Below are 17,662 nucleotides of genomic sequence, written 5' to 3' on the forward strand. Positions count from 1 at the left end.
TGTTGATCCGCGAATTGCTTACGCGATATGGTCGGAACAATTTCGGCTTTCTGTGGCTCATTCTTGAGCCAATGCTGTTCACTTTGGCCGTCACTGCGATTTGGACTGCGACCCGTTCGGTTCACGGATCCGACCTGCCGATCGTAGCGTTTGCGGTGACTGGCTACTCTTCGATGATGATGTGGCGCAATATGCCAGGTCGCTGCATCGGTGCACTGAGTAGCAACAAGTCGCTGCTGTTCCACCGCCAAGTCAGGCCGCTGGATGTTTACCTTGCGCGGACGTTGCTGGAATTTGTCGGAAGCAGCGCCGCGTTCGTCTTTCTCATTGCGGCCTTTTGGTCGATCGAATGGATGAAGTTGCCCGAGGATGCCCTGCAGGTGCTTGGCGGGTGGCTGATGCTGGCATGGTTCGGGATGGGTCTGGCCTGGCTGCTGGGCGCGCTGTCGGAACGTTCGGATCTGGTTGAAAAGCTCTGGTCGCCATTGTCCTACCTTCTCTTCCCCTTTTCCGGCGCCGCCTTCATCGCAGACAGTCTGCCCGAGCGCTTGCGTGAAGTGATGCTTTATCTTCCAATGCTGAACTGTGTCGAGTTCATCCGCGAAGGCTATTTTGGATCTAAGATGACGGCGCACTACGACATGGCGTACGTCGCGATCTTCAATCTGTGCCTGACTTTCGTGGCCATGGTTCTCGTACGCGCGATGGATATCGAATCGGATTACGAATGATCCGGCTGACGGACGTTACCAAGCAATACCCGACCAACGCCGGGATGCGGATGATCCTCAAGGGCATCAACTTGACGATCAAGCCTGGCGATCACGTCGGTATTCTGGGCCGCAACGGCGCTGGCAAATCTACACTGGTGCGCGTGATTGGCGGCGCTGAGCCGCCGACCTCGGGAACAGTCGAGCGAAGCATGAGCGTGTCCTGGCCGCTCGCCTTTACGGGCGGCTTTCATGCCAAGCTGACCGGGATCGACAACTTGCGCTTCATTTGCCGGATTTATGGTGTCGATTTCAACGAGCGTCTGGCCTTCGTAAAGGACTTCTCTGAGCTTGGCTCGTATCTCTACGAGCCGGTTGGGGTCTACTCGTCGGGTATGCGGGCCCGCTTGGCTTTTGCGATTTCGATGACGATCGACTTCGACTGCTATCTGATCGACGAAGTCATGGCCGTGGGCGATGATTCTTTCCGGGAGCGGTGCAAGGTCGAGCTGTTCGAGAAGCGCAAAGAGAAGGCAATGCTGATCGTCTCGCACAGCCACCGATACCTCAAAGGCACCTGCAACCGCTTCCTGCTGTTCCGGGACGGCTCGATAACGGAATACGATGACTTCGACGAAGTTTACGCGCAGTACAAGGAACTCCTCGCCGAGCCGCAGAAGTTCTGATTGCAGCGGGCGGATAACGCCTATGGAGATAAGGATTAGAGACGATGGCGCGGATCGATCGCCACCCCGGTGTCAAGGACTACATCCTTGAGCTCTCGTTGGCAGAGATTGGCGCGCGCGGTGGCATCACTGACCTGTTCGAACAGGGCCATCTGGTCCTAATCCGGGATTACCGGCTGCCGATGGACTTTGCTTCGATTGCCGCGATGGAAAAGGATCTCGACCTGATCCCTGAGCCGGAGATCCGGCGCCGGGTCAAGAAGCTGACGACCTCGGCCTTTCTCGAAGGCGAGCCACCTGCCCGCCGCTCGCGCTTCGATCGGAGCGGCCCTGTCTTGCAATTTCGGGATCCCTTGCGGCAGGCGATCTTTGATGTGCTTTGCCGGGGTGACGTGACCCTGTTTGAAGCCGCCAGGACAAGCCTGAAGCGTGCTCAGGACGAGGTTCTACGAATTTTCGGCATCTGCTTTCCTGGCTACCAGCCGTTCCGGTTCATACCCAGCATCCGGCTGACCCAGACCTTCTTTGAGAATCTGCACTGGGATAACCACTCAATCGACGACGACTTTCATCAGGCACGAATCTTTGCCAATCTCGATAATCGACCTCGGATCTGGCACATTAGCCACCATTCGGATGACTTTATTCGGCAGGTTTACGAAGCTCATGGGCTCGCCCGCTTCGCTGGTCGGGATCCGAACGAAATGCTGGAATTCATTCATGCCGATCTGCTGGGCGGAACGCGCCAGACTTGGATGGAGAACTTGCCCAAGCACAAAGTTGCATTTGACCCCGGTGAGGTCTGGGCTGGCGAATCTCGCCTGATTTCACACCAGATCTACTATGGTGAAGCTGCCTTGGTGTTCATGTGGTTCATGCACATGGGGGACATGGCCAGCCCAGAAAACCGCTTCAATCAGAGGATCGAGGCGGTCCATCGGGAAATGGCGACGCGAGTTTAGCCAAGGGAAAGACTTCTTGTCTGCGGCCTCGAAGTGCATCTATCCAGACTGGCGAGCGTGACTTCGTTAGCATCTGCCGCGGGTCTGCCTCCCTTCGGCCCATCGCACTATCCTAGGCCCTCCGCCAGGAACCATGCTTGACGGTTGCATTGGCGATATCATTTGGATTGATGCAGAATCACATCAACATGCTTAACGAGCGAGGTTTGCGTGTGCCCCGCTCAGAAATGCCGTGCGCCGCATCGGCAATTGGAGCATCCAAGCCATCAAACGGTCCGAAGTTTCTATGTGCTTGATCGCCCGTCCTATTGCGAGGTTACGACAATGCACGGGATAATTATGACTTAGGCTCTGGGTGGCGCCGGTACTAGCGCCACCGGCGCCGCCCTGACCTTGAGTCGGGCGAGCCCGGTGTGTGCTCCATCGTGGTTCGGATCCATCTCCAAAACCTTTTCAAATGTGCGGACAGCCAGATCGGGCTGCTTTTCCCGTTCGTACTGTATGGCCAGACGGTGCAGGAATTCGACCGAATCCGGCGCCAGTTCGACCGCGCGTTGAAAATGGAACAGTGCTTCGCGGCGCCTAAGGCGCGCTGTGATCAGGCCCAGCTTGTACTGCGGAAGCGCTTGGCCGGGAAGCAGCGAAACCGCACGGGCGAGGTAGGGCTCGGCGAGGCCGGCGTAACCGGCCCGTGCCAGTGTGGTGCCATATCTAAGATAGAACTCGCCAGGCTCCACCTTGGCCTTGGCGACTAATCCGGTATCGTCGAGGTACTTCATCAGCTCGACAGCTTGCTCATAATTGCCCTGAGCCCTGGCAGCCAGCGCATCCTGGTACAATAGAAGAGGCTTGTCTTTATTGACCCATTTCGCCGTATCGGCTTCGATAGCCTGGTAGCCGGGGACATAGCGCGACGCGGCCAATTCCATGATGCGGCTGACCATTTCCTCCCGAACGTGGATGTTGTCGTCGGCATAGGCAGCGCTGCGCTCACTCAAAGTGACCATCTCGTAACTGGGGAAGTAGTCGACATTGTCGTGCGCGGTACAGAATCGCTCCGCGGCGGCGCGCAACACCGATTTGCTGTAGGTGTTCGCGGCGATGGCATCCTGGCCCGAATACGTCGCCTTAAAAGGCACAGGCGACACGGACACGATCATCTTGAACTCAGGATTGCCATGTGAGCTGAGGATGTCATGCATCGCCTCCAAATCGGCCACGATGTCTTCATAGGATTGGCGACGCAGGCTGTATCGCTCCGGATCAGCCTTCAACGCTGAGCGGTGCGGCATGCCGTTGAGGTAGAGGCCTGTCCGGCCATCGAACCAGGTTTCAACGAGGCCAAGCGTCACGATGATGACCCGGCATTTGGGCAGCACGGCCCCAAGCGCATGAATCTCCGAGCGACGTTCGAGCGCGCGGGCGCGGCTGACTGGAGGCAGGCCGGGGTGGAGATGCGGATCGCACACCTGGTTCTCGCTGACGGCAATTAGGCCTTCTTCCGGAAACGCGTCGATCCCCAGGATCCAACGGAATTCGTTTACGATGGCAGCCGTGGTGTATTTGTTGAGAATTTCATTGGGCGTTTCACTGACGCGTTCCTCTGCCGGAACCTCGAGCGTCATGGTGGGAAGCTGGAATCCCAGGCTGGCAAGCTTCCTTTCTATATTCCGCGCAAAGCACGAGCCGATTGTGAAGATCAAATCATCCCGCGAAAAAGTAAAACTTGGTTGGGAACCGACAACCGTATACTTGCCCAAGCGATCCCGCGTTTTCCGCCCATCTGGGTAAATGGCGCCCGGTTTCCGCAGGTTGGCCTGGGTTTCATCAACGGAAAAGCTATCGATCGGCATTGCAGGGAGGTCCGCTTTACTAGAGCCTGGATGATCTGTCGGTCGCCGCGCCAATACCACAGGACGGCGTGTACCGTCGGGGCTGTGAGGTGGTGAACATACCTATCCGAATCAAGCGTATCCGCTTTTCTGTCAAGGTAAGTTAGCTTCACGCCCATCCAAGGCTCAAATTCACCCGCCTTGCAACAAACGGTTGAAGATAAATGGTGTGGGCCGATGCCACTTGGACGGAGGCTGTGCGCAGATGGATCTGGCAAGTCACTTGATCAATGGCGAATGGGCAGTTCTGGAGCCGCTCTCCCCGCGTCATCTGAGGTTGGGCCGACTCCACGGGTGGCCACTTTGGCAGATTGCCGAGACGATGCTCATGATCCTTGCGTCGTGGACTGCCGTGGCGGATGTTGCCGCTGTCCCTTTCCGGCGGTCTGGACAGTGCGGTGTGCGTATCATTGACAGCTGGAGCGCGGGTATCGCGGAAAGTGCGGGCGATCGATCTGTTTGCCTCCGCTTGAGGTTTCGTGCGGTTAGTCTCGGACCATTACGAAGTCCCAGCCCCGCCGATCAACCGCAACCGATATATAACCAAGAGCTTCCAGGTACTCCTTAGCGGAATACTGGACGTCATCCTTCAGAACCACATGGTTCTGCTCAATGACGATGACCGGGTTACAGCGCTCAATTGTCGCGGCCGCGCCTTGAAGCACCTTTTTCTCGAACCCTTCCACATCAATCTTGATGTAGTCGATGTCCTCAAAACCAAAAGAATCGATCGTATGCACGGGTACGATTCTCCCGGTTGCCCCCTCCTGCATTGCGTGGGTTCCGCCAAACATCATGGTCTCACCTGGCTCAGCCCCGATGGCACAATTGTAATGCGTGACACGGCCTAGATCGACGTTCTTTCGGAAATCCGGCCAGAGATTGGGGTCGAATGCGTATACATGCGCAAAATCCAGATGGAGGTAGCGGGTGAACTCTCCGACGCGGCAGCCAATATCGAGCGCATTGCGAAAATTCCGGATATACGGCTTGCTTAGTTCGTAGGTTATTTTGCACGCGTGCTGAGGATACTCGCGGTGTCCGTCAGGCGAATAGAGGAAGTCTCGCTCTGCCCACTCCGGTTGGTAAGGATTGTCTTGCCATTCCGTTGGGTTGGGCAAAGCACGGTTTGGCATGGTACTATATCCGGCAGCGATTGCTATGTTTAGGCGGGAGCATGCTTATGTCCAAGCCGATGCTGCCGGGCAAGGCATATGTTGCAGTTTCCATGCCGGGCCTGCGCATCTGATTGCGGGGTCCACCTCATGGCCTAACACGCCAGGTTCTTCACAACACCAGTTTGGCGGTCCTTGTCTTTGCGCTGTCGATCCGACGTTGCCAAAATCAGGCAGAACTGTAGAGGGTTGACGTAGCATCGCTGTTTCTTTCCCAAAGGATCAAGCCATTGTATTCAAAAGTTGAAGTTGCCGGCGGAGTCTCATTTGCCAACGATATGCCATTTGTCCTGATAGGCGGCATGAACGTGATCGAGGATCGCGACATCGTGATGGAAGTTGCAGGGCATTTCGTTACGGTGACCCGCGAACTTGGCGTTCCGTACGTATTTAAGGCCTCGTTTGACAAAGCGAACCGCTCCTCGATTTCTTCCTTCCGCGGACCGGGACTGGAAGCGGGCCTGAGTGTTCTTGCAGAGGTCAAGGCGCGGTTCGGGGTGCCGGTGCTGACTGATGTGCACGAACCACACCAAGCCGAGCCTGCTGCCGAAGTGGCGGATATCATCCAGCTGCCGGCCTTCCTCGCCCGCCAGACCGATCTGGTCGTGGCAATGGCCCGCACGGGTGCAGCGATCAATGTCAAGAAGCCGCAATTTCTCGCCCCCCAGGAAATGCCGCACATCATTCGCAAATGCCGCGAAGCGGGTAATGACCGGGTGATCCTGTGCGAGCGTGGGTCGAGCTTCGGGTACAATAATCTGGTCGTCGACATGCTGGGCATGGACATGATGAAGGAGTACGCCCCGGTGGTGTTCGATGCCACCCATGCGCTCCAGCGGCCGGGCGGCCGCAGTGACAGCGCTGACGGTCGCCGCGCTCAGGCAACTGCGCTTGCCCGTTCGGGCATGGCGCTGGGCATCGCCGGGCTGTTCCTTGAAGCCCATCCCGATCCAGAAATGGCATTGTGCGATGGCCCTTGTGCACTGCCACTCGATCAACTCCGCGGCTATTTAGAGCAAATGCTCGCAGTTGATCGGCTCGTGAAGTCGATGCCGACTATCGTCAGTGGTTAATTTGCCTGCCGCAGGTTTAGAATGGGACTCAAAGATGACCAATCGCATCATGCTATTTGGTGACAGCCATTCGTATGCAATGCAGCGTGCGGCAGAACGGCGGGATAAGAAGCGGCTTGAAGTGCCAATCGCGATTCATCGTTTGCTTAAGCAAAAGAACGACGTGATTATCGGCGACACCACGCTTGAACAGTTCGTTGAGAAGATACGGAAACTAACGCCAGATGATTCTGTCATTTCAATGATCGGTGGAAATCAGCATGCCGTATTCAGTACGATCCAGCATCCCCGACCTTTCGATTTCTTGGAGCCATCGCGGCCGGACTGGGTGCCAGCCACCGGAAGTGAAATAATTCCCTATGCGGTACTTCGAGCAAATTTCGCAGAGGGCATTGCAGGGGGGGACGGGAAGTCGATAATGGCGCTGCGAGATGCCACAGCCGCGCATGTGGTTCATGTATTGCCGCCGCCGCCCAAGCGGGACACGGCACACATCCTCAAGCACCACGAAAGCAAGTTTGCTGAAGACAACATTGCCAAACTGGGTGTTTCTTCTGCCGAACTACGGATGAAATGCTGGATTCTTCAAAAGGATGTGCTCGTCAAATTCTGCCGAAAGATCGATGTTGAGGTCATGTTTCCGCCTGAGGAAGCGTGCGACGCCGATGGCTTCCTTCTGCCCGAATACTACGCGAACGATGCGACCCATGCGAACCCATCTTATGGTGAGCTGATCATGCAGAAGCTCGAGTCACGCTGGCTGACCCGCGCCGCGATTGGAGACTGAGGTCGTGAAGGAGCACCCATACAAACAAGCTCCGGCGCACAGTTTCTGGCGCCGCTCGCTCGCCGACATAGAGCCTAGCCAAGTTGACCCCGTCGTCAATTTTCCCATCCGCATCGATCCGAACACGCGGGTGGCCACGGCCGGCAGCTGCTTTGCGCAGCATATCGCGCGATACCTGCGCAACAGCGGCTTCAATTACTATGTTACCGAACCCGGCCATCCGATCCTTCCGGAATTGGTGCGGACGAAGAATAACTATGGCTTGTTTTCAGCGCGGTACGGCAACATCTATACCGCTCGCCAGCTGATCCAGCTGGTTGAACGAGCTTATGGTCGGTTCGTTCCAGTCGAATCCGTCTGGCAAGAAGCCGACGACGTCTTCCTGGATCCATTTCGGCCGTCGGCTCAGCCCGGAGGTTTCATCTCGCAGCTGGAACTCGAACTTGACCGCACCCAACACCTGGCGGCGGTGCGCGAGATGCTAGAGACGCTCGACGTCTTCGTCTTTACGCTCGGGCTTACCGAATGTTGGATGTCGCGACAGGACGGGGCGGTCTTTCCGATCTGCCCCGGTGTCGAAGGCGGAGTGTTCGATCCTGATCGCCATGTATTCTACAATCAGACGCTGGACGATGTCATTGCGGACATGACCAGCTTCCTGATGATGCTCGCGCGGATCAATCCACGCGCCCAGGTCATCCTGACCGTATCGCCCGTGCCGCTTGCGGCCACGGCGCGGCATGACCAGCACGTTCTCGCCGCCACTACCTATTCAAAGTCCGTGCTGCGCGTCGCGGCAGAAACATTGGCGACGCGATTTGCTCATGTCGCCTACTTCCCTTCCTACGAGATCATCACCGGCGCATTCAACCGCGGCGGATATTTTGCTCCCGATCTGCGCAACGTGGTCGAGAGCGGAGTTTCCCATGTCATGGGACTTTTCATGAAGCACGCGACCGGGCCGCGAATGGAAGCTGGCACGAAGAACGAGAACCCCAGCGACAGCAGTTTCCCTGCTGGCCAAGGCGATGCCTATCTCGATCTGGCGCGGCACGTAGTTGAGGTCGAATGCGACGAAGCTGCACTCGACCGGCCATGAGGAGCATCGCCAGCCCGCGGCCACGCCAGACAATTCCGGAATAACGCTTTGAACCTGTTCGATCTCGCACGACGCCAAGACGCAAACCTTTTGCTTGATGGCGAGGTGGTCGTTTCCAAACAATCATATGCCGACGGTGTCTGGCGCGGCTTGGCTGTTCCGCGGGGCGCAGCTTTCCGGATTCTCGATATCCGGCGTTTTGTTACTTTTCGGCACTTCCCTGAACAGATTGGATGGCGGCTCGAAGTTCCCACCGGCGGGACGGCTCGCCTGCGCCTATTGTCGCGCGACGAACATATGGTTGTTGGCGAGGTAATCTACACTGAAGGCGTTCACGCGGTGAAAATGCCCTGGCCACTCGCACCATGCGGCGCAGTCGATCTTGAAGTTGCGTTCTTCAGCACGAGGCCACAGCCCTTGTTTGTCGGGGACCACCGACTTTTGTCACGGCAATGGCTTTACGATCACTGCACCGGCCGCGGGGTGGAGATCGGACCCGGCCCGGTTCCTCAAATCCTACCCCAAACTGAACGCGATGTTTCCTATCTGGAACAGATGCCGGCCGAGGACTGGAACCGGCTCTATAACGGCGGAGGGAAGTACCCGGTTCGCCCCGAACTCTGGTCGAGTTACATCGTTGGTGAAGCCTCGAACCTGCCGGTGCCGGACGGTTCACTTGACTTTATCTTTGGCAGCCATGTCTTCGAACATTTGGCTAACCCCATCGGCCATTTGCAGCGCTGGTATGCCAAGCTGAAGCCAGGTGGCAAAGTCGCCATGGTGGTGCCGGACTTGCATGGGACAAAAGATTCCGTTCATCATCGCTGCTCGCTCGACAGTATGATTGACGAGTTTCGGCGCGACATCTGGTTGCCAGAGCCCGAACACTATTCGCGCCACCTCCGGCGCAGCGTCGATGACCCGCGCTTGATCGCCTTGATGGAGCGCGGTGAATCGATCCATGTCCACTACTACGATAATATCAATTGCCAGCAGTTGCTTGATTTCGCTGTCCGTGAGCAGGGCTATGTTGACTACGTGATCAACCATACGCCCAATCATAAGGACTTCCATTTCCTGCTGGTTCGCTAAATTCCGCGTGGGGGCAATGCAATGTCGCAATTGGTACTAGTCACCGGCGGAGCCGGCTTTATCGGCACCCACCTGGTGCATAAGCTCCTTGAAGCGGGGTTGCGGGTTCGAATACTCGACAACCTGTCGCCGCAAATACACGGGACTGAGGCGCATTTGCATTATGAACCGCCTGTTGGCGTCGATTTCGTGCTGGGCGATGTCACCTCTCGTGACGATGTGATGCGCGCAATCGACGAGGTGAGCACCATCGTGCATCTCGCTGCCGAAACGGGCACAGGCCAATCGATGTACGAGATTGACCGATACTATCGGGTCAATGTCCAGGCGACCGCCTTGATATTCGATGTGCTTGCCAACCGAGCTGACCGACAAGTGTCGAACTTCGTGTTGGCATCGAGCCGCTCGGTCTATGGCGAAGGCGCGTACAATTGTTCGGCCTGTGCCGCACGCCGCTTCCCCCCCCCCCGTCAGCAGCAGCAACTGGCCCGGCACGATTGGGAACCTCGTTGCAGCGAATGTGAAGGCGCGCTTGAGCCTGTGCCGACCCGTGAGGACGACAAGCTGCAACCGGCGTCCATCTACGCCGCAACGAAACTGGCCCAAGAGGACTTAGTCCGGGTTGCAGCATCCGCGCAGGGGCTGGCCCACTCCGTGCTTCGCTTCCAGAACGTCTACGGTGAAGGCCAGTCGCTTGCCAACCCGTACACCGGCATTCTCTCGATCTTCTCCACGCGCATCAGGCTTGGCCTGTCGTTGCCGATTTTCGAGGATGGCTCTGAAACTCGGGACTTTGTGCATGTCGATGACGTCGCCGAAGCCGTGCTCGCCAGTGTTCTGACCCCCGCCGCTGCCGGTGTAACCGCCAATGTTGGGTCGGGCCGCGCGACTTCAATCTTCGAAGTAGCGACCTTGCTCGCCAATATCATGGATGCGCGTGAGATGCCGCACGTGAGCGGAGCCTATCGGGTCGGCGACATACGACACAATTTTGCCGATCTGGGCCAGTTGCAGGCCAGTTTCGGGGTAACGCCGCAAGTCTCGCTTGAGCACGGATTGCGACGATTTGTTGACTGGGTAGGGACCCAGCCAATCCCCGAAGACCAGTTAGATAAAGCCAACGAAGAACTTCGCAAAAGGAACCTCGCAGGATGATCAAGTGGCTCAGTAAGCTCGGACTGCGGCCGTTACGGCCACCGGTCGCGGCAGAGCTGCCAGCTGTCCAGACCCAGGCGTCTGCGGAAATGCGAGTTCAGACCAAATGGTTTGACCAGGCATATGCGGAAGTGGAGCACCTTGGTGAGATCATGCGATTTGCGACGACCGGCAAGTCGAGCGTAAAGCGAGTTCGTAGCCTCTTCGACAAGGAGCCGATAACGCTTGCTTGGATCGACAGTTTCGCAAGCGGAGAGGTACTCTACGACGTCGGTGCGAATGTCGGGATGTATACGATCTACGCGGCGATTATGCGCCAGATTAAGGTCCACGCATTCGAACCCGAGGCGCTTAATTACGCCGAGCTTAACAAGAACATCTACCTAAATGGGCTGCACGGTCAGGTTTTGGCGTATTGCCTTGCCCTCTCGGATGTGGACAAGGTCGACCGGCTGCTGCTCAGCGATTTTGGGCTCGGCATTTCCTACCATGACTTTGAGGAAAATAGCTGGACCGAGGACAAGACCTTTGCTCCGGACTGGACCGTTGCCCGCGACGACCGCAAGCCGCAGGGGTGCATCGGTCGCCGGTTCGACAGCCTGACCCAGGATGGTTTGCCGTTTCCGGACCATATCAAGATCGACGTCGATGGCCTTGAGTACAGGGTCATTGCTGGGATGGCGTCCACGCTGCGCGACCCGCGGCTGAAATCGCTGTTGATCGAGATTAACTTCGATAATCCAAAGAATCTTGCCGTCATCGATGCGCTAACCGAAATGGGCTGGCGTTTCTCGTGGGACCAGTTGCGGATCAACCGGAAGGTCAAGTTCACGGTAGAGCAGATCAAGGACTATCAGGCGCGCGGCGTAGGTGGCCTTAACTACATATTCTACCGCGATGCACGATACGATGCTTACTTTAAGGCGCTGTTCGAGCGTTATGTTCCCGGTATTGCGCTGGACACCCGCGATCTTTTGCCGCTCCCAGATGCTTGAGCGGATTTAGGCGCGCGAGGGCGCCGCCATACGCGTTGCGAGGTCAAATTTCTCCAGCACTTGGCGGGTGAGAGCCCAAGGGGAATAGTCTTGTGCAAGCTTTCGTTGTGCGGCTTTGACGATCGTGACGCGGCGGTCCGGATCATCGATCAGCGATTGCAGCGCAACGCGCCAGCCCGCCGTATCCTCGACAAGGAGGCCGCAGCCATCAGCGCAGCACCGGTCATAAGCCGTGCCTGCACTGGCAATCACGGCCGTCCCGATCGAAGTGTAGTCGACCCACTTGGTATCGGCCTTTACGACGTTGAAAGGCGTCGGGCGAAGAGGGGCCAAGCCAATCTGCCAGCGCAACTGCCGGAACGTTTCGACGAAGGCGTCATAGTCACTGACCCGGGGAATCGCATGAACGCGATTGCCGAAACTCTGAAGTTCACTCGGCATGGCCATTGAGCCAAAGAGCTCGAATCGCACCTGCGGATTGGCATCCAGAATTTCGACCAAAGCGGGAACGAGGTCTTCAAGCTCTGGTGCCTTGTCATTGCCCATGAAGCCGATCACTGTCACGTCCGACCGTTCTGCCGGGACGGCCACTTCGCCGCTGCAATAGACAGCACCGGCGCTGACCCGCTCAGAGAAGCCCAATGCCGCCAGACGCTGCTGCAACTTCTCCGTTGAAGCGTAGACGAGATCGGCGCCCTGCAGCAGTGTGCGGACTGCGCCTGTCCGCTCGGGTCGGTTGTGCTCGACATGTTTGGGGCCAATTTCTGGCGGGACATGTAGCAGGTCGTCGTCGATGTGGAGCATCACCGGCACGTTCGAGGCTTTTAGCTCCGCCATGAGACCGGCCGCCAACGGACCACTGTAGCGGCAGAATACAGCCAGGTCGGGCATGCTTGGATCGACAAGGGCACGGGCAATAGAGGTCTCAGTTGTAACCGGATTGGCCTTGCCTAAAGCAGTCTTGATGTCGGCTTCCGTCAATACCGTCAGCTCAACCAACCCAGCATCGACCATCGGCTCAAGTGGTTTGATGAAGCTGATCTTCAACGTGGGGATAACCCCGTTGGCAATCAGTAGAACGCGCCGCGGCCGCGCCTTCACCCGCTCGCTAAGCAGGCCTTGAACCAGCGAAAGCAGGCGATCGCGGACAACTTCAGGCGCAACGGACAAGTGGCTGCGCTCAAGGAATTCCTGCTGTCGCGCTCGAAACGGTGCCGGGTCGGCTACCGCGTCTTCAGCAAAGGCGATCCAGTCCTCGACTGACGAAACCTTGGCCAGACCGGCATAACCCGACGTATCGATCTGTCCGTCAGCGTCCTGCCAGACGGCCGTTGGGATGTCGGCCATGACCATGTCGATCAGCACTGAAGATGGGGCGGAAATGCCATAGGCAAATCGCGCCAAATCAGTCTTGTACATGGCGGCGTTGGCGAGATCCAAATTGCCCGGCAATTCTACATTGTTCTTAAGGACGAATTGCCCACCAGGGTGGGGACGAAGGGCCACCCTACGTCCCGCCTCGGCTTGGCTGGCGGCAAACTTGCGGATCGTGTCGATATAGGCGGTTTGAAAATCGCCCGTCGTTCGCATTCGCACCGAGTGCAGGTTCTCGCAGACCAGCCCAACTTTTTGTCCTTCTCCAGCCCGGCGGCGGTTGTACAGTCGATCAAGCACCATGGGTGGTCCCAGCTCTACAAACTTGGTGCGCTCCGAACTAACCAAATGCGTCATGCTCTCCAACGGACCCCACCCGCAGAGAACGTCCGCCGCAAACCGCACGCTTTCACCGTGGGCGATGGTCTGTTCGACGTTCTGGCGAAAACCTACGCACTCATGGCCATGCTGAACCGTAACTCGCACGTACGTATTGGGAACCGCCTTAAATGCTTCATGGTTGGTTTCATGAGCAGGCAAGTCAGTTTCGCTGGCGCTGAACACCAGCCCGCGGCCACCCTGCAGCCGCTCATAGACTGCTCGCGGAGAGTCGAATGCGCCAAGTTCCGCCATTGACAGGCTCGCGAGTTCCGCCAGTTCAGCTTGCCATACGCCAGTCCGGTCGCGTCGAGGCAGCTTGTTTGAGCGGAGTAGCAAGATTTTGTAGGGCGTCTCCTGTGCCAGCACCCGAACAATCGGTCGCAGCACATTGATGTCTTGGATCAGGTCGAACAGGAAGACCAATAGCGCCTGCGGCTGGCTCATTTTCCACCCTCCAAAAACGGTTCCGGTGCTGCGAGGGGCATTTCTTGTTCCGAAAAGATAAAGCGGGTTTGGGGGAAGATCTCCGCATAGACTTCGCAGGTCGCGTGCATCAGGGTCGGAAAGGTGACGATACGTGCGGCCCTGCTCTCCCACATGATGGAACTGGCTCCTGCCAGCACACGCCCGGCTGCATTGTCGGGTAACGGAACCAGATGGCTGTATCCATCGGCGCTACGTGCCAGTGGTTGCGCACTTTCACGCCAGTTGTTGCCTAGCCTGGCAAACCCTTCGCGGCTGACTCGCAATTCGAGAGCTTTGCCCGGTTCGAACTGCGCAATCTCGCCATGGAATGGTTGATGAAGTCGTGAGAACGGCGAGCCGAGCGACAACCAGCCGAGTGACTTGCACAGGCGATGAATAGCAGGCGGCGAGGCGGAGCCGTGGATGATACCGCGCATTAGCCGTTCCTCGACCGGCCGCGCTGCACAGCCCTTAAGCCGATTGAGGAAACGGATCAGTTGTTCGGCCTCGTGTTTCGGATCGGCAATGGCTGCAAGTCGCGAAGCTAGCTCTTGAACCGATTGCTCGTTAAGCCTGAGCTCGCGGGAAGTCAGGTGGTCACCGAGTTCCTGAACGGACTTGTAGATGAAAGGTGCCAGCGGATCGTAAAGAGGGTAACCCGGACTCAGAACCTGTGCGCCGCGGGCCAATGCCGACACCGCCCGATTGAGCGATTTCGCAGTGCTAAAGTTTTGGAAGTTGACTGGCACGAAGGCGACCAAGGCCCGGTCTAACGCAGCAGCTTCGCCGGCTTCGGACCATTCTTCCACCGTGACCTCTGCTGGAATCGTCTGCAGCGGGCCCGCGATGGCCTCATCAAGGGCCTCACGGTTGCTAAGAACATGCAACTGGACCAGCCAGCCCGCCTGCTGCAAGGCAGACAGCTCGGAACCGAAAGCGACTGCGTCATTGAGACCCACAGGAAAAATGGGATTGTTGCCGTGCCCAAACCAAACAAGCTTTATAGTTCGACTGGCTTGGGTTTCTTCCAACCGGATTCTAAGCGACTGTGCCACACTCGCCGACGAGATTGGGTCGTGAGGATCATTCAAGACATGAACTGGCACCTGCGGATCGAAATCGCTCGCGATTTCAGCCATGCGCTTTGTTGAACAAAGCAGGAAATCGACCCGGTTGACCATGGTGCGCTGGAATGCTCGGTGCCCAAAAGCGAGGCTCGTCGAGTTGCTGAAGTAGTCGTCAAACAGGTCGAAGCCCACTAGCGCACCTGCTTCGCGCAACATTTCAGCCAACATCATGGCACCAGAATCTTGGCACTTGCTGAACAGGTATACGTCGGCGTTCAGTCGCAACCCGTCGTTGATCGCAGCGATAGGGTCGATCGCCAGATGCCAGCCGAGCGCCTTTAGCTGACGCTTCAGCCGCGCATAACGGATGCGTGTACCTGCGCTGTTAAGCCAGTCGACGGATCGGACTAGTATCTGAATTTTCACGACATCAACCTGACAACATGGGCTGCGCGTTCGCATACTCCATCTGCTTCGAAGGCACGCGCAAGTGCCGGAGTGATTCCCGGCAGGGCAGCCACTGTACGACCAGTCGCGACTCTAACCAGCGATGTGACAACCATGTGCAACCCATTGTGCGCACAAATTTCCGCAAGCGCGCCGGATAATGCTGCCGGGTCTTGCAAGGATGGCATCAGAGATCGAACGGCGTGCGATATACGTGGACTGAGTGCAACGATCCGCGGATCCACCAGTGCGACAGCGAAGGTTCCCGGGGGGAGAAGCTTCACTTGTGCCGGTTCAGCGGGGACTGCAGCCTCACCGGTGCAGTCAGCGGCCCAGACCAGCACAGCGCGCTCCTCCATGCCTTCATCCGGGGAGGAGACTGCTACTGGACAGGTAGCGGCGCCGATGTTTTCAATGGAGCAGAGATCCGCCAAGACCGCGAAAGTCCTTGGATCCGGCGGGAAGGCGCTTGAATCCACTAGCACCGCGGTCTCCTCGCTGCGGTCCGTTCGGCTGCCGTAGTCGCTGTCTTCCAATCGAGCTCCAATCCGGATTGTCAGTCCTTCAACGGTCGATATGACGAGTTCTGGTTGATCCGACAGAACTACAACTTCGGAAATCTGGACCTCCGTTTGTGCAGCGATTGCCTGAAGGCAAAGCTCCAGGTCCTCACGCGAGCCGAGATGGTTGATTACCACGCTAATCTTCGCTTGCCCGGAATGTCCCCGCTCCAACCGAGGGCGCGCAAGATCGGGGGAGAGCGGTAGCAGTGGGTCAACTTGCCAAGTGCGCTGCTTCATGAATCTGACGGCACTCGGCAGACCACAAACCGTTCTTGGCTGCGCTCCGCTCGATCCAGGGAGCCACATCGGTTGGGCAAGAGGCAGTGCAGGATGCTCGATCGATGCCAGTGCCGGATCCGGCTGCGGCAAACACGCGAGCAGTGCCGCCCGGGGCTCGTCCTCGGGCACTATGCAGAACGTTCCAGCGCCGACCCTGTGGCTTTGTAAACTTGAACAGAGTGTCGCAAGCGAAGGGATGCAGTCCGCTGGCAACTTAAGGCAAGTGCCACCGGCGCGGCGAGAAGCGAACGGCGAGCCGCTGGGTGTGGATACAAGCCTTTGAGCCACGAGTGCTGATCCGGTCGCTTGGCCGTCGCTGGCCAGCGCGACTCCGAAGTTTTGGCGCAAGCTGGCTACGATGGCGGGCTGAAAAATCGGCTCGGATCCGTTGGCACCGCGCAAATTTACAACCACGCTGCCGAGCAGGAGCCGCTCGGAGGCAAACAATTCGGCTGCAAGCTCGGTCATGTACCCGGCAACTTGGCATCCCTCACCGCTACGGACTTCGACCGTCAGCATCTCTGTGTGATGCAGGCCACCACGATAGAGCGACGGAAATGCAATTAGTGCTGAGTGGACGCATGACCCATCGACGGCCAACAAGACCAGCAGGACTGGGCTCAACGGATTCTCAAGGTTGAGCCGCACAAGTCCCCCGTCGACAAGCCATTTCTGTGCAGCAATCCGGTGCAAGCCGCCATCAGTTCCGTACTGGTACGCAGAGACCCGGTCGGCTCCCGGAAAGTTCGCGGTGTTGCGCACCAACAATTGCCGGGCATGCGCGAACCAGCCATCGCCCACCGCTTCCAGACCGAGGCCAATCCGGGCTACGTCCTGCCAGCATGCTGCCTGGCCTGGCGTCGCATTGGGGGCACTCGCCAGAAACAGTTCAATCCGCGCCCCGTTGGCACCTGCCGCCAAGCCGGATAGAATCGTTTCACAATCAACAGTAGCTTCCGGCTGAGGACTGTTCGCCGCTTCAAGCTGTGTAAGCAGCGGTTGCCATTGCAGCGGCCTTGCCTGCCAGCGCGTGTCGTATTCGCTGGCATAGGGCTGTGCCGTTGCTGCGGTGCCAGCCTTCTCATCGCCGCCCGACTGCGCTACTTCAAATTTTTGACTCCCTGGCTGCAATGCCTTGATCGATCTTCCTTCATGCCTTCCGTGCTCAAGGTAATGAAGCAACGGGTTGGTGCCTGAACGGGCCACATCCGCATTTCGCCGCAAGTACCATCGCGCATCGAACCGCGGCCCTGGGCTGCGTCCTTCCGCACCCCCATGCAGGATGAAGTGTTCCAGCGGGTCCTGCGCAAAGCGGGCAACATCGGGATAGCGTTGGAGATACCATTGCGGATCGAACAGGTCGGTTTGGCCGATTAAGTGTCTGGCACGTTCAACCTGCTGGGCACCGCGCCTGCGCCCTGGCCGCAACCGGGAAACCAGGTCCATGAACGAGCGAGTGA

Annotated in this window: 14 protein-coding genes; 9 read left to right on the top strand and 5 right to left on the bottom strand. The window is 57.8% G+C overall.

Annotation, left to right across the window (positions count from 1 at the left end):
* Positions 1–2: 2 nt before the first annotated feature.
* The 3 genes from FRF71_RS06440 to FRF71_RS06450 are packed head-to-tail and all read left to right on the top strand — an operon-like array spanning position 3 to position 2,358.
* Entirely contained in the window at positions 3–731 is a 729-nt protein-coding gene (locus FRF71_RS06440; protein WP_337678501.1) for an ABC transporter permease, read from the top strand.
* Positions 728–1,396 carry an ABC transporter ATP-binding protein gene (locus FRF71_RS06445; protein ID WP_147089785.1) on the top strand — a complete coding sequence of 223 codons (669 nt, stop codon included), beginning with the start codon at positions 728–730 and terminating at the stop codon, positions 1,394–1,396. The genes FRF71_RS06440 and FRF71_RS06445 overlap by 4 nt, the downstream gene beginning before the upstream one ends.
* A gap of 44 nt (positions 1,397–1,440) precedes the next feature.
* Positions 1,441–2,358, top strand: coding sequence for a hypothetical protein (locus tag FRF71_RS06450; protein WP_147089786.1), 918 nt, complete (start codon positions 1,441–1,443; stop codon positions 2,356–2,358).
* Between the two features lie 344 nt (positions 2,359–2,702).
* On the opposite strand, the gene FRF71_RS06455 is transcribed toward FRF71_RS06450, so the two are convergent.
* Together FRF71_RS06455 and FRF71_RS06460 are read right to left on the bottom strand one after the other, a co-directional pair.
* Positions 2,703–4,211 (bottom strand): GSCFA domain-containing protein, encoded by a 1,509-nt coding sequence (locus FRF71_RS06455; protein ID WP_147089787.1) that lies wholly within the window; start codon positions 4,209–4,211, stop codon positions 2,703–2,705.
* A gap of 524 nt (positions 4,212–4,735) precedes the next feature.
* The gene (locus FRF71_RS06460) at positions 4,736–5,386 is read right to left on the bottom strand and encodes an FkbM family methyltransferase (RefSeq protein ID WP_147089788.1); all 651 of its coding nucleotides are present in this window, start codon (positions 5,384–5,386) and stop codon (positions 4,736–4,738) included.
* Positions 5,387–5,655: 269 nt separating this feature from the next.
* Here FRF71_RS06460 and kdsA point away from each other — a divergent pair, with 269 nt between their 5' ends.
* The 6 genes from kdsA to FRF71_RS06490 are packed head-to-tail and all read left to right on the top strand — an operon-like array spanning position 5,656 to position 11,626.
* Positions 5,656–6,498 (top strand): 3-deoxy-8-phosphooctulonate synthase, encoded by an 843-nt coding sequence (kdsA, locus tag FRF71_RS06465; RefSeq protein ID WP_147089789.1) that lies wholly within the window; start codon positions 5,656–5,658, stop codon positions 6,496–6,498.
* A 34-nt stretch (positions 6,499–6,532) separates the two neighbouring features.
* Positions 6,533–7,285 (top strand): hypothetical protein, encoded by a 753-nt coding sequence (locus FRF71_RS06470; RefSeq protein ID WP_147089790.1) that lies wholly within the window; start codon positions 6,533–6,535, stop codon positions 7,283–7,285.
* A 4-nt stretch (positions 7,286–7,289) separates the two neighbouring features.
* Positions 7,290–8,384, top strand: a complete 1,095-nt coding sequence (locus FRF71_RS06475; RefSeq protein ID WP_147089791.1) for a GSCFA domain-containing protein — start codon at positions 7,290–7,292, stop codon at positions 8,382–8,384.
* A 48-nt stretch (positions 8,385–8,432) separates the two neighbouring features.
* Positions 8,433–9,476: a methyltransferase domain-containing protein gene (locus tag FRF71_RS06480; protein WP_147089792.1), complete on the top strand. Its 1,044-nt coding sequence runs from the start codon at positions 8,433–8,435 to the stop codon at positions 9,474–9,476.
* A gap of 21 nt (positions 9,477–9,497) precedes the next feature.
* Complete coding sequence (locus tag FRF71_RS06485; RefSeq protein WP_147089793.1) at positions 9,498–10,631, top strand: NAD-dependent epimerase/dehydratase family protein; 1,134 nt, start codon at positions 9,498–9,500, stop codon at positions 10,629–10,631.
* Entirely contained in the window at positions 10,628–11,626 is a 999-nt protein-coding gene (locus tag FRF71_RS06490) for an FkbM family methyltransferase (RefSeq protein WP_147089794.1), read from the top strand. Before FRF71_RS06485 ends, FRF71_RS06490 begins: the two co-directional genes overlap by 4 nt.
* 6 nt (positions 11,627–11,632) lie before the next feature.
* Here the strand turns inward: FRF71_RS06490 and FRF71_RS06495 are convergent, their stop codons facing one another.
* The 3 genes from FRF71_RS06495 to FRF71_RS06505 are packed head-to-tail and all read right to left on the bottom strand — an operon-like array spanning position 11,633 to position 17,648.
* Positions 11,633–13,825: a glycosyltransferase family protein gene (locus tag FRF71_RS06495; RefSeq protein WP_147089795.1), complete on the bottom strand. Its 2,193-nt coding sequence runs from the start codon at positions 13,823–13,825 to the stop codon at positions 11,633–11,635.
* Positions 13,822–15,339, bottom strand: a complete 1,518-nt coding sequence (locus tag FRF71_RS06500) for a hypothetical protein (RefSeq protein WP_147089796.1) — start codon at positions 15,337–15,339, stop codon at positions 13,822–13,824. The genes FRF71_RS06495 and FRF71_RS06500 overlap by 4 nt, the downstream gene beginning before the upstream one ends.
* Positions 15,336–17,648 (bottom strand): hypothetical protein, encoded by a 2,313-nt coding sequence (locus FRF71_RS06505; RefSeq protein ID WP_147089797.1) that lies wholly within the window; start codon positions 17,646–17,648, stop codon positions 15,336–15,338. The genes FRF71_RS06500 and FRF71_RS06505 overlap by 4 nt, the downstream gene beginning before the upstream one ends.
* Positions 17,649–17,662: the final 14 nt, after the last annotated feature.

The organism is Novosphingobium ginsenosidimutans (assembly GCF_007954425.1).
In the GTDB taxonomy this organism is placed as follows: domain Bacteria; phylum Pseudomonadota; class Alphaproteobacteria; order Sphingomonadales; family Sphingomonadaceae; genus Novosphingobium; species Novosphingobium ginsenosidimutans.

Coding starts and splice junctions, on each gene's coding strand:
- FRF71_RS06455 (WP_147089787.1), bottom strand. CDS start 4,211: ATGCCGATCGATAGCTTTTCCGTTGATGAAACCCAGGCCAACCTGCGG.
- FRF71_RS06485 (WP_147089793.1), top strand. CDS start 9,498: ATGTCGCAATTGGTACTAGTCACCGGCGGAGCCGGCTTTATCGGCACC.
- FRF71_RS06460 (WP_147089788.1), bottom strand. CDS start 5,386: ATGCCAAACCGTGCTTTGCCCAACCCAACGGAATGGCAAGACAATCCT.
- FRF71_RS06470 (WP_147089790.1), top strand. CDS start 6,533: ATGACCAATCGCATCATGCTATTTGGTGACAGCCATTCGTATGCAATG.
- FRF71_RS06450 (WP_147089786.1), top strand. CDS start 1,441: ATGGCGCGGATCGATCGCCACCCCGGTGTCAAGGACTACATCCTTGAG.
- FRF71_RS06495 (WP_147089795.1), bottom strand. CDS start 13,825: ATGAGCCAGCCGCAGGCGCTATTGGTCTTCCTGTTCGACCTGATCCAA.
- FRF71_RS06505 (WP_147089797.1), bottom strand. CDS start 17,648: ATGGACCTGGTTTCCCGGTTGCGGCCAGGGCGCAGGCGCGGTGCCCAG.
- FRF71_RS06445 (WP_147089785.1), top strand. CDS start 728: ATGATCCGGCTGACGGACGTTACCAAGCAATACCCGACCAACGCCGGG.
- FRF71_RS06490 (WP_147089794.1), top strand. CDS start 10,628: ATGATCAAGTGGCTCAGTAAGCTCGGACTGCGGCCGTTACGGCCACCG.